The organism is Bradyrhizobium sp. SZCCHNS2022, assembly GCF_032377575.1.
GTDB classification, from domain to species: domain Bacteria; phylum Pseudomonadota; class Alphaproteobacteria; order Rhizobiales; family Xanthobacteraceae; genus Bradyrhizobium; species Bradyrhizobium aeschynomenes.
Genome location: NZ_JAUHHZ010000001.1, coordinates 5,296,339 through 5,320,586 on the forward strand (window position 1 = coordinate 5,296,339; position 24,248 = coordinate 5,320,586).

At 65.5% G+C, this 24,248-nt stretch carries 24 protein-coding genes; 5 read left to right on the forward strand and 19 right to left on the reverse strand.

The features are described from left to right. Positions 1-15 precede the first annotated feature (15 nt). From QXZ94_RS23645 to coxB, 8 genes are all read right to left on the reverse strand, one after another. A complete protein-coding gene (locus tag QXZ94_RS23645; protein ID WP_315722422.1) occupies positions 16-774 on the reverse strand; it encodes an SURF1 family protein in 759 nt (252 codons plus the stop codon). A 480-nt stretch (positions 775-1,254) separates the two neighbouring features. After that, entirely contained in the window at positions 1,255-1,644 is a 390-nt protein-coding gene (locus QXZ94_RS23650; RefSeq protein ID WP_315722423.1) for a DUF983 domain-containing protein, read from the reverse strand. 159 nt (positions 1,645-1,803) lie between these two features. Then, positions 1,804-2,661, reverse strand: a complete 858-nt coding sequence (locus QXZ94_RS23655; RefSeq protein WP_315722424.1) for a cytochrome c oxidase subunit 3 — start codon at positions 2,659-2,661, stop codon at positions 1,804-1,806. A gap of 84 nt (positions 2,662-2,745) precedes the next feature. Continuing rightward, entirely contained in the window at positions 2,746-3,387 is a 642-nt protein-coding gene (locus QXZ94_RS23660; protein ID WP_315726476.1) for a cytochrome c oxidase assembly protein, read from the reverse strand. 37 nt (positions 3,388-3,424) lie between these two features. After that, a complete protein-coding gene (locus QXZ94_RS23665; RefSeq protein WP_172133816.1) occupies positions 3,425-3,601 on the reverse strand; it encodes a CoxF protein in 177 nt (58 codons plus the stop codon). Positions 3,602-3,608: 7 nt separating this feature from the next. After that, positions 3,609-4,547 (reverse strand): heme o synthase, encoded by a 939-nt coding sequence (locus QXZ94_RS23670; RefSeq protein WP_172133817.1) that lies wholly within the window; start codon positions 4,545-4,547, stop codon positions 3,609-3,611. 141 nt (positions 4,548-4,688) lie between these two features. Beyond that, positions 4,689-6,302: a cytochrome c oxidase subunit I gene (gene ctaD, locus QXZ94_RS23675; RefSeq protein WP_315722425.1), complete on the reverse strand. Its 1,614-nt coding sequence runs from the start codon at positions 6,300-6,302 to the stop codon at positions 4,689-4,691. A gap of 67 nt (positions 6,303-6,369) precedes the next feature. Further along, positions 6,370-7,209, reverse strand: coding sequence for a cytochrome c oxidase subunit II (gene coxB / locus QXZ94_RS23680; RefSeq protein WP_315722426.1), 840 nt, complete (start codon positions 7,207-7,209; stop codon positions 6,370-6,372). A 476-nt stretch (positions 7,210-7,685) separates the two neighbouring features. Between coxB and QXZ94_RS23685 the strand changes: the two genes are divergently transcribed. After that, complete coding sequence (locus QXZ94_RS23685) at positions 7,686-8,315, forward strand: invasion associated locus B family protein (protein WP_315722427.1); 630 nt, start codon at positions 7,686-7,688, stop codon at positions 8,313-8,315. A gap of 78 nt (positions 8,316-8,393) precedes the next feature. Here the strand turns inward: QXZ94_RS23685 and QXZ94_RS23690 are convergent, their stop codons facing one another. After that, complete coding sequence (locus QXZ94_RS23690; protein ID WP_315722428.1) at positions 8,394-8,894, reverse strand: GNAT family N-acetyltransferase; 501 nt, start codon at positions 8,892-8,894, stop codon at positions 8,394-8,396. Between the two features lie 84 nt (positions 8,895-8,978). On the opposite strand from QXZ94_RS23690, the gene tldD reads away from it, so the two are divergent. The 3 genes from tldD to QXZ94_RS23705 all read left to right on the forward strand — a co-directional run bounded on the left by tldD (position 8,979) and on the right by QXZ94_RS23705 (position 11,902). Continuing rightward, complete coding sequence (gene tldD, locus QXZ94_RS23695) at positions 8,979-10,403, forward strand: metalloprotease TldD (RefSeq protein ID WP_315722429.1); 1,425 nt, start codon at positions 8,979-8,981, stop codon at positions 10,401-10,403. Further along, positions 10,400-11,191, forward strand: a complete 792-nt coding sequence (lepB, locus tag QXZ94_RS23700) for a signal peptidase I (RefSeq protein ID WP_315722430.1) — start codon at positions 10,400-10,402, stop codon at positions 11,189-11,191. The genes tldD and lepB overlap by 4 nt, the downstream gene beginning before the upstream one ends. Before the next feature lie 141 nt (positions 11,192-11,332). Then, a complete protein-coding gene (locus tag QXZ94_RS23705; protein ID WP_315722431.1) occupies positions 11,333-11,902 on the forward strand; it encodes a nucleotidyltransferase family protein in 570 nt (189 codons plus the stop codon). Between the two features lie 389 nt (positions 11,903-12,291). On the opposite strand, the gene QXZ94_RS23710 is transcribed toward QXZ94_RS23705, so the two are convergent. The 6 genes from QXZ94_RS23710 to QXZ94_RS23735 form a co-directional block, all read right to left on the reverse strand. Then, positions 12,292-13,055, reverse strand: a protein-coding gene (locus tag QXZ94_RS23710; protein ID WP_315719298.1) for an IS5 family transposase whose coding sequence is annotated in 2 segments (ribosomal slippage) — positions 12,292-12,717 and positions 12,720-13,055 — 762 coding nt in all. Because the reading frame shifts where the segments join, the coding sequence is not laid out codon by codon here. 74 nt (positions 13,056-13,129) lie between these two features. Further along, entirely contained in the window at positions 13,130-13,846 is a 717-nt protein-coding gene (locus QXZ94_RS23715; RefSeq protein ID WP_315722432.1) for a cytochrome c biogenesis CcdA family protein, read from the reverse strand. Positions 13,847-13,852: 6 nt separating this feature from the next. Continuing rightward, positions 13,853-14,254: a thioredoxin family protein gene (locus QXZ94_RS23720; protein ID WP_315722433.1), complete on the reverse strand. Its 402-nt coding sequence runs from the start codon at positions 14,252-14,254 to the stop codon at positions 13,853-13,855. Between the two features lie 137 nt (positions 14,255-14,391). Beyond that, positions 14,392-15,054 (reverse strand): PAN domain-containing protein, encoded by a 663-nt coding sequence (locus tag QXZ94_RS23725; RefSeq protein ID WP_315726478.1) that lies wholly within the window; start codon positions 15,052-15,054, stop codon positions 14,392-14,394. Positions 15,055-15,294: 240 nt separating this feature from the next. After that, positions 15,295-16,665 (reverse strand): glutamate--cysteine ligase, encoded by a 1,371-nt coding sequence (locus QXZ94_RS23730; RefSeq protein WP_315722434.1) that lies wholly within the window; start codon positions 16,663-16,665, stop codon positions 15,295-15,297. Positions 16,666-16,761: 96 nt separating this feature from the next. Continuing rightward, on the reverse strand, positions 16,762-17,250 hold the full coding sequence (locus QXZ94_RS23735; protein WP_315722435.1) for a MarR family transcriptional regulator: 489 nt from the start codon (positions 17,248-17,250) through the stop codon (positions 16,762-16,764). Positions 17,251-17,397: 147 nt separating this feature from the next. On the opposite strand from QXZ94_RS23735, the gene gstA reads away from it, so the two are divergent. Continuing rightward, positions 17,398-18,012, forward strand: coding sequence for a glutathione transferase GstA (gstA, locus tag QXZ94_RS23740; protein WP_315722436.1), 615 nt, complete (start codon positions 17,398-17,400; stop codon positions 18,010-18,012). A gap of 216 nt (positions 18,013-18,228) precedes the next feature. Here the strand turns inward: gstA and QXZ94_RS23745 are convergent, their stop codons facing one another. From QXZ94_RS23745 to QXZ94_RS23760, 4 genes are all read right to left on the reverse strand, one after another. Then, positions 18,229-20,442, reverse strand: coding sequence for an FAD-dependent oxidoreductase (locus QXZ94_RS23745; RefSeq protein WP_315722437.1), 2,214 nt, complete (start codon positions 20,440-20,442; stop codon positions 18,229-18,231). A 183-nt stretch (positions 20,443-20,625) separates the two neighbouring features. After that, complete coding sequence (locus tag QXZ94_RS23750) at positions 20,626-21,834, reverse strand: acetyl-CoA C-acetyltransferase (protein WP_315722438.1); 1,209 nt, start codon at positions 21,832-21,834, stop codon at positions 20,626-20,628. A gap of 83 nt (positions 21,835-21,917) precedes the next feature. Beyond that, the gene (locus QXZ94_RS23755) at positions 21,918-23,708 is read right to left on the reverse strand and encodes an acyl-CoA dehydrogenase C-terminal domain-containing protein (protein WP_315722439.1); all 1,791 of its coding nucleotides are present in this window, start codon (positions 23,706-23,708) and stop codon (positions 21,918-21,920) included. Between the two features lie 129 nt (positions 23,709-23,837). After that, positions 23,838-24,236, reverse strand: coding sequence for a nuclear transport factor 2 family protein (locus QXZ94_RS23760; RefSeq protein ID WP_172110263.1), 399 nt, complete (start codon positions 24,234-24,236; stop codon positions 23,838-23,840). Positions 24,237-24,248 lie beyond the last annotated feature (12 nt).

Below are 24,248 nucleotides of genomic sequence, written 5' to 3' on the forward strand. Positions count from 1 at the left end.
TTTGCCGGCGGCAGCTCATCGATCGGCCCTGCGCCGCCCCCTCGCCCACACCGCGAAGGCTGCGATCAGCGCCGCGGCCAGCGAGAACCAGGTCAACGCGTATTGCATGTGCTCGTCGCGCAGATGCGGCGACAGCGGCCCGGGCTTTGGAATGCCGTTGTCCGGCACCGGGGTTTCGAGGTCGATATAGAACGGCGCGACCTCACCCCAGCCGAGCGCCTTGGCCATCGCGAGATGGTCGCGGGTGAACCACAGGCGCTTGTCGTGGTTCTCGGCCGCGGTGAGCAGGCCGGCCGCTTCGGGAAAGCGCAGATAGCCGGTCAGCGTCACCGGCTCGCCGGTGACGAGCTTGCCGACCTGGCGGTCCTGGATGCTGCGCTCCTGCATCGTGTTGGCGACGAAGCCGGCGTCGACCACGATCGTTTCGCCGGATGCGAGCCGCGCCGGGAGGAACGCCCAGGTGCCCGGGCCGGAGACGTCCTCGCGCACCGCGGAGCCGGCGCTGTAGACCATGGCGTCCGGGAGCTTGGCGTAAGCAGCGGTGAAGCTGACGCGGCGGAATTCGTCGCGCTCGGGCGTCAGCGTACGCCATTCGCTTCGCGGCGGCAGTTGCGCGGGGGCCGCGGCAACGCGCTCCGTGAGCGCGGCGATCAGCGCATGCTTGGCGGCGCGGCGCTGCAGCTGCCAGACGCCGAGGCCGATGAACAGCGCGACCATCACCAGGGTGAAGGCGGCGAAGGCGCGGGCGGAGGTTTTGGGACGGGGAGAGGTCATGAGGTCGCTGGGTTGGTGGAGTCGAGCGTCTTTCGGAGTGGATGACCCGGCAGATGAGCGGCGGGCTCGGTCCTCACCTCTCTCCGCCTGCGGCAGGGCTATCGCATATGGTCAATCTGAGTGTGTCGCGAAACCGTCTCCACATCGTCATGCCCGGGCTTGTCCCGGGCATCCACGTCGTTCTCAGCATGCTGGACGACGTGGATGGCCGGGACAAGCCCGGCCATGACGACGCGGAGGGAGATGGGCGCAAAACATCGATCGCCATATGCGATAGCCCTGCCGCCTGCGGGGAGAGGTCGGATTGCATCGCCAGATGCAATCCGGGTGAGGGGGTACAGGTCTCACCGCGAACACTTCCCGTGTGGCGGCCCCTCACCCCAACCCTCTCCCCGTAAGAACGGGGAGAGGGGGCGCACCTTCGGCGCGGTTGATATCTTCACTCCCAAGCAGATTGGCTCTTCGCCTGCTTCCGGTCCCTCATTGCGGCGTCTTGTCCACCAGACGTCCGGGCGCCGCCTTGTGGTGGAATTGCAGGGCGATCAGCAGCGACTTCATGGCGCGCAGCGGCAGCAACGTCGTGACCAGGATCAGCGGCCCCCACAGCGCCGCGTGGACCCAGAACGGCGGCTGGTACTTGACCTCGACGATCAGGGCCGCGCCGACCACGATCGCGCCGGCCAGCATCATGATGAAGATCGCCGGGCCGTCGCCGGTGTCGATGAAGGCGTAATCGAGGTCGCAGGCCTCGCAGCGCTTGCGTAAATTGAGGAAGCCCTCGAACAGCTTGCCCTGGCCGCAGCGCGGGCAGCGGCAGGCGAGGCCGCGCAGGACGGTCTGGGTCAGGGCGACGGGCGGATGCGTGGTCATGGTGTCTTGCCCCTGGACCGCCGGGTTGCGCCTCGAAGATACAGCCGAAGGCGACGACAGCGGATCACATCTGGATCAGCCGCCACGTGCCGCCCCATGAAAAAGGGCGGCCCGGCGGCCGCCCTTTCTTATCACGTTCGTCGGGGCCGGCGCGCGGCTTTAGTGCGCGCCGTGCGCCATGGACTCCGCGCCGTGGCCCCAGACGTAGATGCAGATGAACAGGAACAACCACACCACGTCGACGAAGTGCCAGTACCACGCAGCGAACTCGAAGCCGAGATGCTGCTTCGGCGTGAAGTGGCCGGCATAGGCGCGCGCCAGGCAGACGATCAGGAAGATCGTGCCGACCAGGACGTGGAAGCCGTGGAAGCCGGTCGCCATGAAGAAGGTCGAGCCGTAGATGTGGCCGGCGAACGAGAACGTCGCGTGGCCGTATTCATAGGCCTGCACGCAGGTGAAGGTCGCACCGAGCAGGATGGTTAGGATCAGGCCGTATTTGAGACCCTTGCGGTCGCCCTCGAGCAGCGCGTGGTGCGCCCAGGTGACCGTGGTGCCCGAGGTCAGCAGGATCAGCGTGTTGAGCAGCGGCAAGTGCCAGGGATCGAAGGTCTCGATGCCCTTGGGCGGCCAGACGCCGCCGATCAGCGCGTCGCGAGTGGCCTGCACCTCGAAATTCGGGAACAGCGCGACGTTGAAATAGGCCCAGAACCAGGCGACGAAGAACATCACCTCGGAGGCGATGAACAGGATCATGCCGTAGCGGTGATGCAGCTGCACCACGCGCGTGTGGTCGCCCTTGTACTGGGCTTCCTTGATGACGTCGCCCCACCAGCTCGCCATCGTGTAGAGCACGCCGAGGGTGCCGATGCCGAACACGATCGGTGCCGCGCCGAACATCTTGTGCATCCAGCCGATCGCGCCGAACGCCATGATGAAGGCCGACACCGAGCCGACGAACGGCCACGGGCTCGGATCGACGAGGTGGTAGTCGTGATGCTTGGCGTGCGCCTCAGCCATGTCTAGTCTCTCCCCAGATCGATGCCGGTCGCGCCGGCACGGTATCGTTCAGCAATGGTCCCCAGCAATCGGACGTCGATGCGGTCACAGGCTGCCCCGCGGCTTGTCCGGCTCGCTCGCGGCAACCGGCTTCGGCGCCACGTCGCGGACGGGATAGAACGTGTAGGACAGCGTGATCGTCTTCAGACCGTCGTTCTCATGGTCGGCCGTGATCGCCGGATCGACATAGAACACGACCGGCATCTCGCGGGTCTCGCCCGGGGCCATGGTCTGCTCGGTGAAGCAGAAGCAGTTGATCTTCTGAAAATAGGCGCCCGAGGTCAGCGGCGTCACGTTGTAGGCGGCCTGCGCCATGGTGGTGCGCGCCGACTGGTTGGTGACCTTGTAATAGACGGTGACGGCCTCGCCGATCGCGACCTCGATCTCGGTCTGCTCCGGCTCGAACTTCCAGGGCAGCCCGCCGGCGACGTTGGCGTCGAAGCGGACGCCGATGCGGCGCGTCAGCGGCGCGGAGGACGGCGCCGAGGACGCAACCTGCGTGGTGCCGTTGAAGCCGGTGGCGCGGCAGAACCAGTTGTAGAACGGCACGGCGGCATAGGACGCCCCGACCATCAGCGCGACGACGGCGCCGCAGATGCCGCCGACCAGCGCATCCCGGCCGACGCCGCGGCGCGGCGCGGACGGCGCCTGCGCTGTCTTGGTGGGGGTCTGGTCGTCGCTCGCCATCGCCTGTGTCTGCTTCACACCGTCCTGCATCGATCTTTTACATCGGCCGCTTCAGCACCACCGGCCCCTTGACCATGGTGACCGCGAAGAACAGCACCACGAGCACGCCGAGCGCCAGCGCGATCGCGATCGAGCGCCGGCGGCGGCTGCGCAGCTGCGCGTCGGTGAGGACGATGCCCTCGGGCTCATTCGGATCGGCCATTGCGGTTGCCATGCGTCCTTTACCAGATCAGCGGCGCGATCATGCGCGCGACGGCCTCCAGGCCGAGCGTCGCGAACAGCGCGAACAGATACAGGATCGAGAAGGCGAACAGCTTGCGGTTGGCGCGCAGCGACTGGCTGCGCTCGCGCTTGCGGAACACCTCGATGGCCAGCCACAGCATGCCGGCGCCGAGCGCCAGCGAGACGACGCCGTAGACGGCATCGAAATAGCCGAGCGGCCAGGGCGCCAGCGCGATCCCGACCAGGACGATGGTATAGAGCAGGATCTGCAGCCGCGTCGCGTCGGGGCCGGCGACGACGGGCAGCATGGGCACGCCGGCGCGGGCGTAGTCGTCGGTGCGGAACAGCGCCAGGGCCCAGAAATGCGGCGGGGTCCAGAAGAAAATGATCAGGAACAGCCAGAGCGGCTCCGGCGCGATTCCGCCGGTAGCCGCAGCCCAGGCCACGACCGGCGGCAGCGCGCCGGCGGCGCCGCCGATGACGATGTTCTGCGCGGTCCAGCGCTTCAGCCACAGCGTGTAGATCACCACGTAGAAGAAGATCGTGAAGGCGAGCAGCGCGCCGGCGAACCAGTTGACCAGGATGCCGAGCGTCAGCACCGAGAAGAACGACAGGGTGATGCCGAAGGCCAGCGCCTCCTGGCGGGTCACGCGTCCCCGCGGGATCGGCCGGTTGGCGGTGCGCGACATCAGCGAGTCGATGTCGCCTTCCAGCGCCATGTTCAGCGCGCCCGACGCGCCGGCGCCGACGGCGATGCACAGCAGCGAGGTGACGGCGAGCACGGGGTGGAAATGGCCGGGAGCGATCAACAGGCCGATCAGCGCCGTGAAGATCACGAGCGACATCACCCGCGGCTTGAGCAGCGCGAGATAGTCGCCGACATCGGCCTCGGAGATCCGCGGGCCGACGGCAATGGCGTTCTGATCAATGACCGACACGACGTATCCAGACTTCAATTCAAAGGGTCCTGAAGCACGGCGCTTCGAAGCTTCGCTTGGCGGATCCGGACGGCGCACCGGGATGCACCGCCCGCAGATGTCGACGCGGCGCCAGAGCGGCGCCGCGTCGTTGATGAGGGATCACTGCACCTTCGGCAGCACCTCGAACTGGTGGAACGGCGGCGGCGACGAAAGGGTCCATTCCAGCGTCGTCGCGCCCGGTCCCCACGGATTGGCGGCCGCCTGCTGCTTGCGCATGAAGGCATCGACCACGCCGTAGATGAAGATCAGCACGCCGAACGCCGAGATGTACGAGCCGAACGAGGAGACCAGGTTCCAGCCGGCATAGGCATCGGGATAGTCGATGTAGCGGCGCGGCATGCCCGACAGGCCGAGGAAGTGCTGCGGGAAGAACACCAGGTTCACGCCGACGAAGGTGACCCAGAAATGCGCCTTGGCGATCGCCTCCGAGTACATGTAGCCGAACATCTTCGGGAACCAGTAGTACCAGCCCGCGAAGATCGCGAACACGGCGCCGAGCGACAGCACGTAGTGGAAGTGCGCGACGACGTAGTAGGTGTCCTGCAGCACGCGGTCGACGCCGGCATTCGCCAGCACCACGCCGGTGACGCCGCCGACCGTGAACAGGAAGATGAAGCCCACGGCCCACAGCATCGGCGCGCGGAACTCGATCGAGCCGCCCCACATCGTGGCGATCCAGGAGAAGATCTTCACGCCGGTCGGCACCGCGATCACCATGGTGGCGGCGACGAAATAGGCCTGCGTCGCCGAGGACATGCCGACCGTGTACATGTGGTGCGCCCACACCACGAAGCCGATGCCGCCGATCGCGACCATGGCGTAGGCCATGCCGAGATAGCCGAACACGGGCTTGCGCGAGAAGGTCGACACGATCTGGCTGATCATGCCGAAGCCGGGCAGGATCAGGATATACACTTCGGGGTGACCGAAGAACCAGAACAGATGCTGGAACAGCAGCGGGTCGCCGCCGCCGGCCGGATCGAAGAAGGTGGTGCCGAAATTGCGGTCGGTCAGCATCATCGTGATGGCGCCGGCGAGCACCGGCAGCGACAGCAGCAGCAGGAACACCGTCACCAGGATCGACCACACGAACAGCGGCATCTTGTGCAGGGTCATGCCCGGCGCGCGCATGTTGAAGATCGTCGTGATGAAGTTGATCGAGCCGAGGATCGACGACGCACCGGCCAGATGCAGCGACAGGATCGCGAAATCCACCGCCGGCCCCGGATGGCCCGAGGTCGACAGCGGCACATACATCGTCCAGCCGGCGCCGACGCCGTTGGCGCCCGGCTCGCCCTCGACGAAGGTCGAGGTCAGCAGCAGCGCGAAGGAGGCCGGCAGCAGCCAGAACGAGATGTTGTTCATGCGCGGGAACGCCATGTCCGGCGCGCCGATCATCAGCGGCACCATCCAGTTGCCGAAGCCGCCGATCATCGCCGGCATGACCATGAAGAAGATCATGATCAGGCCGTGCGAGGTCACGAACACGTTGTAGGTGTGGTTCTCGTGGAAGAGTTGCACGCCCGGATACATCAGCTCGATGCGGATTGCGACCGACATCGCGAGGCCGATGATGCCGGCGCACACCGCGAAGATCAGGTACATCGTGCCGATGTCTTTGTGGTTGGTCGAATAGACCCAGCGCCGCCACCCGGTCGGATGGTCGTGCGCGTGATCGTCATGGCCGGTATGGGTCGCTACGTTCGTCGCCATTGTCCAATCCTCAGTGTCCCCGTGGACCGCCGAGGCGGCCCTCAATTCTCTCGCGTTGGTCCCCGCGCTACTGCTGCACGCCCGCAGCCGACGCGTAGGTGGTCGTGGGCGCGCTGGCGTACTTCTTCTTGGCGTCCTCGACCCAGGCGGTGAATTCCTGGTCGCTCACGACGCGCACCGCGATCGGCATGTAGGCGTGATCCTTGCCGCAGAGCTCGGAGCACTGGCCGTAATACATGCCGACCTTGGTTGCCTTGAACCAGGTCTCGTTGAGACGGCCGGGAATGGCGTCGATCTTGATGCCGAACGACGGCACCGCGAAGGAGTGGATGACGTCGGCGCCGGTGGTCTGGACGCGAATCACCTTGTTCACCGGCACGACCATCTCGTTGTCGACGGCCAGCAGGCGCGGCTTCTTGTCCTGCGCCATCAGCGAGTCGAACTCGAACTTGCCGTTATCGGGATAGGCGTAGCTCCAATACCACTGCTTGCCGGTGGCCTTGATGGTGAGATCGGCCTTCGGAATGTCGAGCTCGAGGAACAGCAGGCGGAACGACGGCACCGCGATGACGACGAGGATCAGCACCGGGATCAGCGTCCACGCCACCTCGAGCAGCGTGTTGTGCGTGGTGCGCGACGGCACCGGATTGGCGCGCGCATTGAACTTGACCACCACGGCCACCAGCAGCGCCAGCACGAACAGGGTGATGATGGTGATGATCGCCAGCAGCAGCCCGTGGAACCAGGTGATGTTCTCCATCACCGGCGTTGCGGCTTCCTGCAGCTTGTATTCCCACGGCGCCGGCTGCCCCACTTCGGCAAACGCCCGTTCACCCGACACGAGCGTCACGCCCGCTACGGCCAACCCCAGCAAGCAGGCGCTCAATTGGCCTTTCGACATCTTCATGTCGTCGCGCTCCCTTCAGAACTTTCCCCCTCAGCACGCCGCGAGATTGACGCCGCGCGCCGTTCGATCCGCTCTCCTGACAAATGGCCTTCGGGCGGACGCTTAGAAAAGCACCTGGGCCAGTTCACTGGAATGACGAAATCTTTCTTCTCAAACCATAATTCTTGACCTATCGCAATGCAGTCTTAAGCCGGATATCGCGTGCGGCGCTCTTCGTCGCGGCGCGTCGACTTTTCCGAGAAATTGCCGCATGCCGTGGTTTCGCGGACAACGGGCGCTTGACAGGCGTGCGGCGCGATGTAGGCAACGGAACATGGCGGCTTGCGAGGCTGATTCGGCGAGGCGCAGCGGCAGTGCACCCGTGACCCGGCCTTATTTCGTGTCGTTTCGTGCCGTACGCTTGTGACGCTGTCCTCATGACGCCATCATTGCCGTATCATGGCGTCGGATGCGCAGATCACCCACAGGAAATTGTCATGGCACCGACCCGGACCAGGGTTTCAACGGACAGGACAGCTGACATGTCGACCCCAACTGCGAATGACTCGCGCGGTTTGTGCCGATTCAGCGCGGTGCGTGCGCGACTCACGACGAGCGTGGTTGTCATCCGCAGCGTCGCGGCTGCAGTCGCCGTGACGCTGACGGCTGCGATCGGCCTGCCGCATTCGGCGCTGGCGCAGGGCGCCGTGCGCTCGGTGCATGGCGATTGGCAGATCCGCTGCGATACGCCGCCGGGCGCGCAGGCCGAGCAATGCGCACTGATTCAGAGCGTGGTCGCCGAGGACCGCTCCAATGCCGGCCTGACCGTGATCATGCTCAAGACCGCCGACCAGAAGAGCCGGCTGATGCGCGTGGTGGCCCCGCTCGGCGTGCTGCTGCCGTCCGGCCTCGGCCTCAAGCTCGACAACCAGGATGTCGGCCGCGCTGGCTTCGTGCGCTGCCTGCCGAATGGCTGCGTCGCCGAGGTCGTGCTCGAGGACAAGCTGCTCGGTCAGCTCAAGACGGCGAAGACCGCGACCTTCATCATCTTCGAGACCCCGGAGGAAGGCATCGGCTTCCCGCTGAGCCTGAACGGCCTCGCCGACGGATTCGACAAGCTGCCCTGACGTCGCACCGAATTGACAACCGTACCGCGCACGTTGACGTGATCGGGGGGATCGTGCTGCGTCCCAGACGCCCGCCGCTCAGCCCCGCGCATCCAGCGCCAGCGCCATCACCAGCAGGGTCTTGTCGAAGCCGTCATCGCCGGCCTCGCGCGGCTGCACGGCCTTCAGGAGAAAGCCGGCCCTCTGGTACAGCCTGATCGCATTGGTGTTGCCGCGATAGACCGTGAGCTCGGCGCGCGAGAAGCCGGCGGCCCGCGCGGCCTCCAGCGCCGCGGTCATCAGCCGCCGGCCGATGCCCTGGTGCCGAAACTGCGGCAAAAGGCCCATGCCGAGCACCCCGATCCGGGCATCGATCGGCCCCGATTTGGGCGTCACATCGCACCAGCCGACCACCTCACCGGCCGAGAGAGCGACGAATTGCGGATACCCTTCGTGGATGTTGTTCAGAATGAAGGCGCGCGTCGAGTTCAGCGGCGGCGCCTGCACGAAGGACAGGTACCGCCGTTCACGCGCGACGTAATCGAGCGTGCGATGGAAGCTCTCGATGTGAGCGGCCGTAATGGGAACGATCTCAACCATGTCAGTTCGGTAATCATCCTGCCCCTCGCGCCCCGGCGTCAAAACAACTATCTTGGAATGACCGCTCCGACAACGGATTGACCCATGACCGCTCCCACCACGTCCCTGCTCGAACGCGCCAATCTGGATCGCGATGCGGTCCGAAGCGAGGTCGCGCGTGGCCTTTCCGGCGCCGATGACGGCGAATTGTTCTTCGAGTACAGCCAGACCGAGGCGCTGACCTTCGACAATGGCCGGCTGAAGCAGGCGACCTATGACACCAGCCAGGGATTCGGCCTGCGCGCGGTGAAGGACGATGCGGTGGGCTACGCGCATTCCTCCGACGTCTCGCTGCCGGCGTTGATGCGCGCAGCCGATGCGGTCAGCGCGGTGCGCGGCGGCTATTCCGGCACGTTCGCGAGCGCGCCGCCGCACACCAACGTGCGGCTCTATGGCGACGACAATCCGCTCGACGCCCCCGGTTTCGAAAGCAAGGTCAAGCTGCTCGGCGAAATCGACGCGTACTTGCGCGACAAGGATCCGCGCGTGCGCCAGGTGACGGTGTCGCTTGGTGCGACGTGGCAGGTCGTGGAGATCCTGCGGCCCGACGGCGAGAGCTATCGCGACATCCGCCCGCTGGTACGGGTCAACGTCTCCGTGGTCGCCGGCCAGGGCGATCGCCAGGAGAGCGGCAGCAAGGGCTATGGCGGCCGCGAGGCCTATGCGCGCTTCATCGAGACCAAGGCGTGGCGCGAGGCCGCCGACGGCGCGCTGCGCGAGGCGCTGGTCAATCTGGAATCCGTCCCAGCCCCCGCCGGCGAGATGGACGTCGTGCTCGGCGCCGGCTGGCCCGGCGTGATGCTGCACGAGGCGGTCGGTCACGGCCTCGAGGGCGACTTCAACCGCAAGAAGACCTCGGCCTTTGCCGGCCTGATGGGCAAGCCGGTGGCCGCCAAGGGCGTCACCGTGGTGGACGACGGCACCATGGCCTCGCGCCGCGGCTCGCTGTCGATCGACGACGAGGGCACGCCGACCAGCCGCACCGTGCTGATCGAGGACGGCATTCTCGTGGGCTACATGCAGGACCGCCAGAACGCGCGTCTGATGAACATGGCGCCGACCGGCAACGGCCGCCGCCAGGGCTACGCGCATGTGCCGATGCCGCGCATGACCAACACCTACATGCTGGCCGGCGAGCGCGATCCGGCCGAGATCATCGCCTCGGTCAAGAACGGGATCTATGCCGTGAATTTCGGCGGCGGCCAGGTCGACATCACCTCGGGCAAATACGTCTTCCAGTGCACCGAGGCCTACAAGATCGAGAACGGCAAGGTCGGCGCGCCGGTCAAGGGCGCGATGCTGATCGGCAACGGCCCGACCGACCTCAACCGCATCAGCATGATCGGCAACGACCTGTCGCTCGACACCGGTATCGGCACCTGCGGCAAGAACGGCCAGGGCGTACCGGTCGGCGTGGGACAGCCGACGCTTCGCATGGATCGCATCACGGTGGGAGGCACGGGCCGATGAGCCTCGACAAGATGTCCACGGGCAAGGTCAGCACCAAGGCTCCGCGCAAGGACACGACGTGGGGCGGGCAGATCGCCCAGCTCGCCGCCGTCGTCGCGGTCGTCTTCCTCGCCAAGGGTGCGATCGCCGAGCCGTTCTACGTCCCCTCGGGCTCGATGGAGCCGACGCTCCTGATCGGCGACGCGTTGCTGGCGTCGAAATTCCCCTATGGCTACGGCACCTCGTCGCTGCCGATGCAGATCACCTTGCCGGAGACGGGACGGCTGTTCGGCGAGACGCCGAAGCGCGGCGACGTCGTCGTATTCCGCTGGCCGGGCGACACCTCGCAGGCCTGGGTCAAGCGCGTGGTCGGACTGCCCGGCGATCGCATCCAGATGCGCCAGGGCCAGCTCTACATCAACGGCGAGGCCGCTGCGCTCAAGCCGGACGGCATCGGCGACGCCGAGGATGACAGCGGCCGCAACGAGCCGGCCTATCGCTACGTCGAGACGCTGCCGAACGGCGTGTCGCACCTGATCTTCAAGATGCGCGACAACGGCCGGCTCGACAACACGCCGGAGGTCACCGTGCCGCCCGGCAAGCTGTTCGTGCTCGGCGACAACCGGGACAATTCCGCGGACAGCCGCGTCTCCCTGCGCGACGGCGGCGTCGGGCTGCTGCCGATCGACAACCTCGTCGGCCGCGCCGACGCGGTGGTCGGCTCCTGGGATCTCGGTTTCAAGAACCAGCCGGTCTGGGCGTGGCTGTCGGGCTTCCGGCTCGATCGCTTCTTCACGGCGGTCCGCTGAGCGAGCGGCGCGGTGATTTGACGATCTCGGCACTCTCCGATTTTGCGGCTGCGCTTTTCCGAGGCGCAGCTCTCGGACGTTGATGCGTCGCCTTTGATGATGTCCGCGTGAGCGGACGGCAGTTTCGTGCTATCCACGGCCATGACCGAGGATGACTTCGTCACGTCGGCGTTGCGCAATCCCGTCAACGCGGCGATCATGGATGTGCTGCGCAGGACGGCGCTCCCCGATGCCTGGATCGTCGCTGGCTGCCTGACCCAGACCGTCTGGAACGTACGCACCGGACGTCCCGTCGGTTACGGCATCAACGACTACGACATCTTCTACTTCGATCCCGACACGTCGTGGGATGCCGAAGACGCGGTGATCCGGCGTCTCGCATCCTGTCTCGATGCGGTGGATGCCAAGGTCGAAGTCCGCAACCAGGCGCGCGTGCATCTGTGGTATCCGACCAAGCACGGCCGCCCCTACCCTGCGGTGACACGTTCCACCGACGGCATCGACCGTTTTCTCACCGTCAACACGCAGGTCGGTCTTCGCCCTGTCGCAGACGGATACGAGCTCTATGCGCCCAAGGGCCTCGACGACATCGAACAGATGATCGTGCGGCCGAACTATACGGCCAACTTCTCGGCGGCGAACTACGCGGCCAAGGCGGCGCGCTGGAAGGCGCTATGGCCGGAAATCACGATGATCGCTGCCGAGGAATGATGCGCAAGGAGAGCAACAGCTTTCTCCGCGTCATTCCGGGGCGCGCGCAGCGCGAGCCCGGAATCCATTGCTCCTCAGTGCCCGCGGCCCGATGGATTCCGGGCTCGTGCCGCTGCGCGGCCCGCCCCGGAATGACAGCGAGGGTGTTGAGCTGGCGGCGCGGTGGAAGGCGCTGTGGCCGGAGCTCACGGTGATCTCACCCGAGCAATGATCCCCGCGAGGAGCCACCGCTCTCTCCACGCGTCATTCCGGGCGCGCGAAGCGCGAGCCCGGAATCCATTGATCGTCAGTACGCGCGGCGCGATGGATTCCGGGCTCGTGCCGCTGCGCGGCCCGCCCCGGAATGACGGCGAGTGTGTCGTGCTGCCGGCGCGTCTTGCAAACGCTGCCTAGGGCGTGGACTCATAAGCCCTGGCCCAGAGGCGGGTTGAGCCGAGTGCGACAGCCGCGAGAAAGTTGCGAGCGAGCTTGTCGAAACGGGTCGCGATGCGCCTGAAATGCTTGAGCTTGCAGAAGAAGCGCTCAACCAGATTTCGCTTGCGATAGATGCGGCGGCTGACGGAGCGTTGGACCACTCGCTGGCTGGTGGAGGGAATATGAGCCCTAGCTCCGTGGGCTCTGATCATGTGCAGGAGGGCATCGGCGTCGTAACCACGGTCGGCCACAACATCACGGCATTTGAGCCCTTGGAGCAGAAATGGCGCAGCACGCAGATCGTGGGCCTGCCCCGGGGTTAGCATCAGCCGGACCGGCAGTCCGTTCTCGTCGACGACCGCATTGATCTTGGTGCTCAGTCCTCCACGAGAACGGCCAATGGCGTGATCCTCGCCCCCTTTTTACCCCCAGCGGCGTGCTGATGGGCGCGGACGATAGAACTGTCGATCAGCGCCATCGACTGCGGCGAGCGAGCTGCCAACACCTCGAAGATCTGGACCCAAACGCCTGCCTTGGCCCAGCGGTTAAAGCGGTTATAGACCGTCGTGTAAGGGCCATAGCGTTCCGGAAGATCTCGCCAGGGCGAGCCTGTCCGCAGCACATAGAAGATGCCGTTGAGAACCCGCCGGTCGTCGACCCGACCGACACCGCGCGGCTTATTCGGCAGCAAGGGCTTGATCAAAGCCCATTCTCGATCGCTCAGGTCAAACCGCGCCATTTCACCCCCCAAATCACCTAAGGGGAGTGAATCACCGTCCGTCAGCTAACGGAATCCATTTATGAGTACAGAACCTAGATCGACGTCGTCAGCTCAGTCAGCCACGCCGGGGAGTGCTCGACCAGCCAAGCTTCCAGCTGCTTGTCCGCGCCGCTGAGGATCGCCACCGCGACGACAACGAAGGCCGCTCCCATCAGCATCTTGCCGAGCTTGCCGGCGGACAGCAGCCGCGCCCGCAGGCGCGTCATGGTGGTCCGCGACACCAGCCCGAGCACGACCAGCGGCAGCCCCGCACCGAGCCCGAACGCCAGCATCGTCAGTGTCACGCGGACGAGGTCATGTCCCTGCGAGGCCAGCAGCGAGGCGGCTCCCAGAGTCGGCCCGACGCAGGGCGACCAGACCGCGCCGAGCAGCAGCCCGATGATGAACTGACCGCCCGCCCCGGAAGCCTCCAAGCCTTGCGAGTGCCGGTCGGCCCAGCGCTGCACCGGGCCGCCGGCGACGGCGAGCTGCGCCTGCCAGGACGGCACCAGCAGGACGATGCCGATCGCCAGCATCAGGACCGCCGCGACGAGGCGAAACACGCCGGCATCGAGCCCAAGGCTGCTACCGGCGAGCGCGATGAACAGGCCTATGCCGGTAAACGACAGCGCCAGTCCGCCCGCGAGCGCCAGCGCGCCACGCGAATGCGCTGAGGCCGCAGCGCCAAGCACGATCGGCACCAGCGGCAGCACGCAAGGCGACAGGATCGAGAGCAGGCCGGCCACGAAGGCCAGCGCCAGCGCGATCATGGCGCGTTACAGGCTCTTGTCGAGCAGCGCCGCGATCGAGGCTTCCTTGGTGTCGCCGACGGAGCGGCCGGTCTCGCTCGCGCCCTTGAAGACGATCAGGGTCGACTGCATCTGCGCGCCGAAGCCTTTCACGACCGGCTTCTGGTCGTCGAAATCGACACGGAAAATCTTGAGATCCTTGAATTTCGGCTCGGCCGCGAGCTTGTCGATGATCGGCTTCTGCGCCTTGCAGGTCGGACACCAGCCGGCATGAATCTCGATCAGGATCGGCTGGCCGGCGGTCTGCGCCGCCTTGAACGCCGCATCCGAATAGGGCGTGGCATCGACGGCGAATGCCGTCCCGAGCCCTGCGACGGCGAAAGTGGCCGCAACGGCTGCGGTGGCGAAGAACCTGCGCGAAAACGTCATGGCAAACCCCGATCTCTGCGTTGCGACAGGCAGCCGGCGGCGAGAGCCGCGGTGCCGTCGATCAGTTCGAGCTGGAGGAATGAAATGTTACGCGACCGCGATCAGAAATTTTCCGGCGCCTCGGAAGGCGAGTCGCGTCAGCGAACGACGCCTGACGTGAAGCCCGCCCGCCGGCGCGGCGGCTTGATTTCCTTCTTCAGGAAGCAGTGCGCTTCCTTGCCGGCGTAGCCGGGCCGCGCAAACGTCCAGGCGCGGCATTTGTTGTCACCGGTGCAAGCGGCCTTGCAGATGTCCTCGGCGTCGGCGGCCTTCTCTTCCTTCTTGTCGGCCGCCTTGTCGCCGCTGCTCTTGTCGCCCTTGTCGGCAGCCTTCTCGGCCTTGTCGCCACCCTTCAGATCCGTGGTCTTGATGTCGAAGCTGCGATAGTCGCCGCCGGGACGATCGATCGAGGTCTCGACGGCGTCGTTGCGGATCTCGACGACGCCAGCGCCGCGCACGCCGGACACACAGCAATTGTCGGGCACCCGCGCCGGCACGCTGTTCTTCAGCCAGCACACCGCGCCCGCCTCCATCACGGTCGGATAGTTGAAGCTCCAGGCGCGGCAGCGGCGGTCGTGCTCGCACAGCAGCGCGCAATCGGCCGGGTCGCCCGAGGCGATCGGCGCGCTCATGTAGTCGCCACCCGGGCGGTCGGAATAGGTCTGGGCCTCGGCGGGCGACAGGCGCAGAGCCGCGAGCAGGCACGCCAATGCCCACAGCCAAGCCCCGATCAAGCGCCCCGCGCGCCGCCGCTGAAACATCAGACCCATTGTAAACGTTCGAGTTTTCTTCAGTGTTCTTGAGCGGTCATTTGATCGCCACGAACCTGTATGGCGGATGAACGGTTCGGACCAGCCGACATGACTGGAGGCAAAGCGGCGGCACGCAGGCGCCAAACCGGCCCCGCAGACATAAATCGCAACAAAAAACAGCAGCCACCGGCCCCTTCATATGGAACAGGCGACGCGCCGAACCTGCGACGGGCGCAGGCTCAGCCCCGGTCAGAATGCATACTCGTCATAGGCCGGCTCGACCGAGCCGTGCCATGCGCCATTGAACTTCTCCAGCATCTCCTCGGCGGGCGAGCGGCCGCAATCGACGATGTGGTCGAGCGGTTCGAGATAGCGGCTCTCGTCCCGGCCGCTCTGGTCGACGCGATTGCGCCGGCGCAGGCCATGATGGGCGAGGGTCAGGCATTCCTTGGCGACCTCGAACACGTAGCGATTGCGGATGCGCGCCTTGAAGCCGAGCCGCGGAACATCATCGCGCAGGTTCTGCCGCTCGACCGCGGTCCAGTTCTTGACCAGGTCCCAGGCGGCGTCGAGGCTGACATCGTCATAGAGCAGGCCGACCCAGAACGCCGGCAGTGCCGGCAGCCGGCCCCACGGCACGCCGTCGGCGCCGCGCATTTCGAGATAGCGCTTCAGCCGCACCTCCGGGAAGATCGTCGAGAGATGATTGGCCCAGTCCGACAGGGTCGGCCGCTCGCCCGGCATCGCCGGATTCCTGCCTTCGAAGAAGGCGCGGAACGAGGTGCCGGAGACGTCGATATAGCTCTCCTCGCGCTTGACGAAATACATGGGAACGTCGAGCGCGTAGTCGACCCAGCGCTCGAAACCCATGCCGTCCTCGAACGCCCAGGGGATCATGCCCGCGCGCTGATTGTCGGTGTCGCGCCAGATCTCGGAGCGGAACGACAGGAAGCCGTTCGGCTTGCCTTCGGTGAACGGCGAATTGGCGAACAAGGCGGTCGCGATCGGCTGCAGCGCCACCGACACCCTGAGCTTCTTGACCATGTCGGCTTCGGAGGAGAAGTCGAGATTGGTCTGCACCGTGCAGGTCCGGTACATCATGTCCAACCCGTAGCGGCCGACCTTCGGCATGTAGTTGGTCATGATCTTGTAGCGGCCCTTGGGCATCACCGGGATGTCGGCGCGCGTCCAGGACGGCGTCATGCCGAGGCCAAGGAAGCCGATGCCGAGCGGGGTCGCAATCTCCCGGACCTGCGCCAGGTGCGCCATCAGCTCGGAATGCGTCTGGTGCACGGTCTCGACCGGCGCGCCGGACAATTCGAACTGGCCGCCGGGCTCGAGCGAGATCGCGCCGCCGCCGGTCACGTCATAGAGCCCGATGATGTTGCCGCGCTCCATGATCGGCTCCCAGCCGAGCAGGAGCTTCATGCCCTCGAGCAGCGCCCCGATGCCGCGCGCGCCCTCGTAAGGCACGGGGCGATGGCCCTCCAGCGTGAACGGCGTCTTCTCGTGCTCGGTCCCGATCCGGAAAGCGGATGCCGGCTTCACGCCGTCCGCCAGCCACGCCACGAGCTCGTCGCGCGACTGCAGCGGGGTCATATCGATCTGGTCACGCGCCATGGGAGTCTCGGTTCAGAAGCGCTTCGAGGGTCGCGCGTGGTGACAGGAAGGGCCGCGGACCCCTGGGGACCGCGGATGTGAATGGGAGCGGATGGGTCATCGCGGCGACGCGCCCTCTCCGGCAGACAATGGGGCGGACTGACCGCAGGAACAGCCAAGACGATCGAGCAGCGTGCAGAGCTTGGCGGCATCGGTATCCGACAGCTTGGAGCCGACATGTTTCTCGATCGCGGCCGAATAGGCCGACCACATCCGCTTCTGCAGATCGCGGCCCGCCTCGGTGATCTCCACGAACTGGCCGCGCTTGTCCATCTTGCATTCACGCCTGACGACCAGACCTTCGTCCACCAGACGGTCGATCAGGCGCGAGGTCGAATATTGCGGAATCAGCATCTGCCGCTCCAGCTCGACCGGGCGCAACTCGCCCGCCGGCGCCCGGGACAGTTCCAGCAGCGCGTCATACCAGGCGAGCGGCGGGAAGCCGGCCTTCTTCAGCTCCTGCTCGACACAGTCCAGCACCCGGCTCTGGACCCGCATCAGGCGAATCCAGGCGGCGGTCGCCTCGGTCGATGGTTTGCGTTTCATGGGCCGGCTCGTATCCTCGTCGGGGTGCTTTTAGCGCATTCGATGCAGCTGCATCAATCTTGACTATTCCATGCAAGTGCATTTAAGGGCGGTGCGTGATGCCCGCTCGGTTCCACGAAAGAAACGGTCTCACGGAGGGAATACAAGATGAAGCTTTATTATTCACCCGGCGCCTGCTCGCTCTCGCCCCATATCGCCCTGCTCGAGGCCGGCCTGCCCTACGACCTCGTGAGGGTCGATCTGCGCGCCAAGACCCTGGAGAATGGCGACGATTATCTCAAGGTCAATCCGAAGGGCCAGGTGCCGGCCTTGGGGCTGCCGAGCGGCGAAATCGTGACCGAAGGGCCGGTCATCGTCCAGATGATCGCCGACCAGGCGAAAGACAAGGGCCTGGCGCCGGCCCGCGACAGCGGCGAGCGCTACAAGCTCCTGGAGTGGCTGAACTTCATCACCTCGGAGCTGCACAAGAATTTCGGTCCGATGTTCTCACCGGTGCTGGCCGACGACGCCAAGGCGTTCTTCAAGGACCGCGTGATGAGCAAGTTCAAGTACCTCGACGGCCAGCTCGCCGGACGCGACTACCTGATGGGCAAGGATTTCACGGTCGCCGACGGCTACCTGTTCACGATCCTGACCTGGGCCGACCGGATGAAGTTCGATCTGTCGGCGATGCCGAACCTCGTCGCCTACAAGAACCGCGTCGCCGCGCGGCCGAAGGTACAGGAGGCGCTGACCAAGGAAGGGCTGATGAAGACGGGGTGAGGGACTGCCCGCTGATCTTCGGAATGTGAGGTTCGCAGCCTCAACACAACAGGCGTCATCCCGGCGAACGCCGGGATCCATAACCACAGGATCAAATGTGGCGCGAGATGGTCGTGACGTCTTTCGTGCCGCCAAACATCTGCTGCGGCGTGGATCCCGGATCGGCGCCCGGCAACGCTGACGCGTTGCCGAGCTTGTCCGGGACGACAGTCGGGCTTAAGCCGCCGCCTTCTTTGGCGGGAAGCGGCCGTAGAAGGTTTCGCCCTTGGCGGCCATCTCCTCCAGGAGCTTCGGCGGCGCGAAGCGCGAGCCGTATTTCGCCGTGAATTTGTGGCACAGCTCGACGAAGGTCTTCGTGCCCATGAAGTCGATGTAGGACAGCGTGCCGCCGGTGAACGGGGCGAAGCCGAAGCCGAGGATGGAGCCCACGTCCGCCTCGCGCACGTCGGTGATGACGTGATCCTCGACGGTGCGCGCGGCTTCCACCGCTTGCACCACCAGGAAGCGCTGTTTCAGCTCCTCGACATCGAGCGTATCGGGATCGAGATGCTTCGGCTGCAGCTTGGCGAGATCGGGCCACAAGCTCTTCTGACCCTTGCCCTTCTCGGGGTAGTCATAGAAGCCCTTGGCGTTCTTGCGACCAAAGCGGCCCTGCTTCTCGACCAGCTCGACCATCAACTTCTTGTGGTCCTGGTTGATCGCGTTGGGGCCGAGATCGTGCTCGGTCGCCTTCATGATCTTGAGGCCGAGATCGAGCGCGACCTCGTCGGACAGCGACAGCGGGCCGACCGGCATGCCGGCCATCTTGGCGGCGTTCTCGATCATCGCCGGCGGCACGCCTTCGAGGAACATCTCGTTGCCCTCGGCGATGTAGCGCATCACGCAACGATTGGCGAAGAAGCCGCGGGAGTCGTTCACGACGATCGGCGTCTTGCCGATGGTGCGGACATAGTCCAGCGCGGTTGCCAGCGCGACGTCGCCGGTATTCTTGCCCATGATGATCTCGACCAGCATCATCTTCTCGACCGGCGAGAAGAAGTGGATGCCGATGAAGCGGCCCTGATCCTTGAACTCCTCGGCCAGCGAGGTGATCGGCAGGGTCGAGGTGTTCGACGCGAAGATCGCGCCGTCCTTCAGATAGGCTTGCGCCTTGGCGTAGGTCTCGGCCTTGACCTTGCGGTCCTCGAACACGGCCTCGATGACGAGGTCGCAATCCTTCAACGCGGCGTAGTCGGCGGTCGCGGTGATGCGGCCCATGATCGCCTCGGCCTCGCCGGGCTTGGTGCGGCCCTTCTTGACCAGGCCGTCGACCACACCCTGCGCATGAGCCTTGCCCTTGTCGGCGCTCTCCTGGTCGCGGTCGATCAGCACGACCTCGAGGCCGCCACGCGCCGAGACGTAGCCGACGGATGCGCCCATGAAGCCGGCGCCGATCACGGCGATCTTCTTCAGCTTGGTGGCCGGCACGTCGGCCGGGCGGCGTGCGCCCTTGTTCAGCTCCTGCATCGACAGGAACAGGCTGCGGATCATCGCCGCGGCTTCCTTGGAACGCAGGATGTAGCTGAAATAGCGCGACTCGACGCGCAGCGCGGCATCGATCGGCAGCTGCAGGCCTTCATACACGCAGCTCATGATGGCCCGCGCGGCCGGGTAGTTGTCGTAGGTCTCGCGGCGATAGATGGCGTTGCCGGCCGGGAACATCATCATGCCGTTCTTGGAGAACACCGGGCCGCCGGGCAGCTTGAAGCCCTTTTCATCCCACGGCTGAACCGCTTTGCCGCCGGCCTTGATCCAGTCCTTGGCGGCCTTGATCAGGTCCGCGGCCGGCACGATCGCATCGACCAGCTTCATCGCCTTGGCCTTGTCGAGCGTCAGAGCCTCACCCTTCAAGAGCAGGTTCATCGCGTCCTGCGGCTGCACGATGCGCGGCACGCGCTGGGTGCCGCCGGCGCCGGGGAACAGGCCGACCTTGATCTCGGGCAGGCCGAGGCGGGTCTTGGGGTTTTCGGCCGCGACGCGATGATGGCAGGCGAGCGTCAGCTCGAAGCCGCCGCCGAGCGCGAGGCCGTTGATGGCGGCGACCCACGGCTTGCCGGAGGTTTCCATCGCCCGGTAGATCTGCGAAAAGCGCCGGCTGTTGTCGAACAGCATCTGGTTGGCGGCTTCCTCGCCCTTGCTCTTCAGGGTCTCGAGATAGATGCGGTTCATGCCCTCGAGCATCGACAGGTCGGCACCGGCGCAGAACGCCTCCTTGGCCGACGTGATGACGACACCCTTGATGGCGGCGTCGGCAGTCGTCTCCTTGACGAGCGTTTCGAGCTCGATCGCCGAGGTCTCGTCGAGCACGTTCATCGAACGGCCCGGGATGTCCCAGGTGATCAGCGCAATGCCGTCGGCATCGGTTTCGAGTTTGAAGTTCTTGAAGGCCATGTGGTGCTCCCTCGTGCCTGCAGCCGGTCGGCGCGGCGAAATTCTGCGATCTGTGGTTCTGCCGTCATTCCGGGGCAAGGCCGAAGGCCTTGAACCCGGAATCTCGACATTGGCTTGCTCTTTCCCTCACCTCGAGATTCCGGGTTCGATGCTGCGCATCGCCCCGGAATGACGGAGTGCCGATCACACCCGCTCGATGATGGTCGCGGTGCCCATGCCGCCGCCGATGCACAGCGTGACCAGAGCGGTGGCCTTGCCGGTGCGCTCGAGCTCGTCGAGCACGGTGCCCAGGATCATCGCGCCGGTGGCGCCCAAGGGATGGCCGAGCGCGATGGCGCCGCCATTGACGTTGATCTTGTCCTTGTCGATCTCGAACGCCTGCATGTAGCGCAGCACGACCGAGGCGAACGCCTCGTTGAGCTCGAACAGGTCGATGTCCGACTTCTTCATGCCGGAGCGCTCGAACAGCTTCTCGGTGACGTCGACCGGACCGGTCAGCATCATCGCCGGCTCCGAGCCGATATTGGCGAAGGCGCGGATTTTCGCGCGCGGCTTCATGCCGTACTTCGCGCCCGCCTCCTTGCTGCCGAGCAGCACCGCACCGGCGCCGTCGACGATGCCCGAGGAGTTGCCGGCGTGATGCACGTAGTTGACGCGCTCGATCTCCGGATGCGACTGGATCGCCACCGCGTCGAATCCGCCCATCTGCGCCATCTGCACGAAGGACGGCTGCAATTGCGCCAGCGACTGCATCGTCGTCGACGGGCGCATGTGCTCGTCCTTGGCGAGAATGGTCAGGCCGTTGATGTCCTTCACCGGCACGACCGATTTATTGAAGCGGCCCTCCTCCCAGGACTTGGCGGCGCGCTGCTGGCTCTGCACGGCATAGGCGTCGACGTCGTCGCGCGAGAAGCCGTATTTGGTCGCGATCAGATCGGCCGAGACACCCTGCGGCATGAAGTAGGACGGCACCGCCATCGACGGGTCCATCGGCCAGGCCCCGCCGGAGGCGCCGATGCCGACGCGGCTCATCGACTCCGCACCGCCGCCGATGACCAGCTCATGCTGGCCGCTCATGATCTGCGCGGCGGCGAAGTTCACGGCGTCCAGGCCCGAGGCGCAGAAGCGGCTGATCTGGATGCCGGGGACGGCCTCGCCGAGGCCGGCATTCAGCGCAGCGAAACGCGCGATGTCCGAGCCGGCCTCGCCGACGGGATCGACGACGCCGAGCACGACGTCATCCACGGCATCCTCGGGAATGTTGTTGCGGTCCTTGAGCGCCTTCAAGGGCACGGTGGCGAGCGCGAGCGCGGTCACCTCATGCAGGGCGCCATCGGACTTGCCGCGGCCGCGGGGAGTACGCACGTGGTCGTAGATAAAGGCCTCAGGCATCACGCCCTCCTCATCTGGTCCAATTTGTTGTTGTCAGCATGGGACGAAGGCCGGCACGTGGTGCGTACCGGCCTTCTCCGAATTCAGAACGCTTCCGCCGGCAGCTCCATCACGGTCGCGCAGCCGGCCTGCAGGCGGGCGAGATGCGCCGCCGTCTCCGGCAGCACGCGCTCCATGAAGAAGCGGCCGGTCACCAGCTTGGTGGTGAGATAGGTCGAGCTGTCGCCGGCCGCGATCTTGTCCTGCGCCACCTTGGCCATCTTCGCCCACATGTAGCCGAAGGTGACCAGCGCGAAGAGATGCATGTAGTCGGTCGCGGCCGCACCGGCATTGTCCGGCTTGGTCATCGCGTTCTGCATCAGCCAGGTCGTGGCCTGCTGCAGATGGCCGAGCGCCATCGACAGCGGCGTGATGAACGGCTTCATCGCGTCGTTGCCGCCGTGCTCCTTGGCGAACGAGCCGACCTCGCCGAAGAATGCCATCACAGCGCGGCCGCCGTCGCGCGGCAGCTTGCGGCCGACGAGATCCAGCGCCTGGATGCCGTTGGCGCCTTCATAGATCATGGCGATACGCGCATCGCGCACGAACTGCTCCATGCCCCACTCGGCGATGTAGCCGTGGCCGCCATACATCTGCTGCGCCTGCACCGCATTGGCGAAGCCCATGTCGGTCATGTAGCCCTTCATGACCGGGGTCATCAGGCCCATGTGGTCGTCGGCGGCCTGGCGGTCCTTCGGATCCTGCGAGCGGTGCGCGACGTCGCTCTTCAGCGAGGTCCACACCACCATCGCGCGCGCCGCCTCATTGAAGGCGCGGATCGACAGCAGCGTACGGCGCACGTCGGGATGCACGATGATCGGATCGGCGGCCTTGTCCGGCGCCTTCGGGCCCGTCAGCGAGCGGCCCTGGATGCGCTCGCGCGCATAGGCGACCGCGTTCTGATAGGCGACCTCGGACTGCGCGAGACCCTGCACGGCGACGCCGAGCCGGGCCTCGTTCATCATCACGAACATGCCCTGCATGCCCTTGTTCTCTTCGCCGATCAGCCATCCCGTGGCGTTGTCGTAGTTCATCACACAGGTCGAATTGCCGTGGATGCCCATCTTGTGCTCGATCGAGCCGCACATGACGCCGTTACGCGCGCCCACCGTGCCGTCCGGATTGACCATGAATTTCGGCACCACGAACAGCGACACGCCCTTGATGCCGGCCGGCGCGCCCTCGATGCGGGCGAGCACCAGATGGATGATGTTGTCGGCGAGGTCGTGCTCGCCGGCGGAGATGAAGATCTTGGTGCCCGAGATCTTGAAGCTGCCGTCGTCCTGGCGCACCGCCTTGGTGCGCAGCAGGCCGAGATCGGTGCCGCAATGCGGCTCGGTCAGGTTCATGGTGCCGGTCCATTCGCCGGCGACCATCTTCGGCACGTAGGTCTTCTTCTGCTCCTCATTGCCGTGCACGATCAGCGCGGCGGTCGCGCCCATGGTGAGGCCGCCATACATCGAGAACGCCATGTTGGCGGAGCACTGGAATTCGTTGACGGTCTGGCTGAGCGTCACCGGCAGGCCCTGGCCGCCATATTCGGTCGGCGCCGACAGGCCGAGCCAGCCACCTTCCTTGATCTGCTTGTAAGCTTCCTTGAAACCCTTCGGGGTGGTCACGCTGCCGTCGTCATGGCGCTTGCAGCCTTCGAGGTCGCCCACGCGATTCAGCGGGTGCAGCACCTCCTCGGCGAGCTTGGCGGCTTCGCCGAGGATCGCCTCGCGGACATCGGCCGAGGCATCGGAGAAGCCCGGCAGATTGTCGTAGCGGTCGATCTGGAACACGTCGTTGAGCAGGAAGGTGACATCTTCCACGGGGGCTTTGTAGATCGGCATCGGCGTCTCCGGCAGGAAGGCTGAAGTTTCAGACGGGGAATTCCACGGACGCGGCAGGCAATGCAGGCCGCGGACTTTAGCGATTTCTCGCAACTTGCGGCAGCCGTTTCATTGCGGCTGTCGGTCACGTCACGACGGCTTGGTCATGGCCGCCAGTTGCTCGCCCATCAGGCGGTGCAGCAAATTGATCGCCTTGAGCGGGCGCACCATGACCTTGAAATGCGTGATCAGGCCGGCGTCATCGAAGGTGATGATGTCGACGCCGTTGAGCTTGATGCCTTCGATCTCGTTCTCGAATTCGAGCACGGCGCCCGTGGCGTTACGCCACTCCCCGACATACTTGAATCCGGGACCGCCCAACACTTTCTCAGCACTCGCGAGATATTTGAAGGTGATGTCGCGGCCGCGCTGCGGCGTATGCACGACGGGACTTTCGAACACGGCGTCGGGATGCAGCAGCTCCCGCAAAGCGCCGAGATCGTGAGACCTCATATAGCCGTACCATCCATCGAGGCCGGTCATTGTCATTGGGCGTCTCCT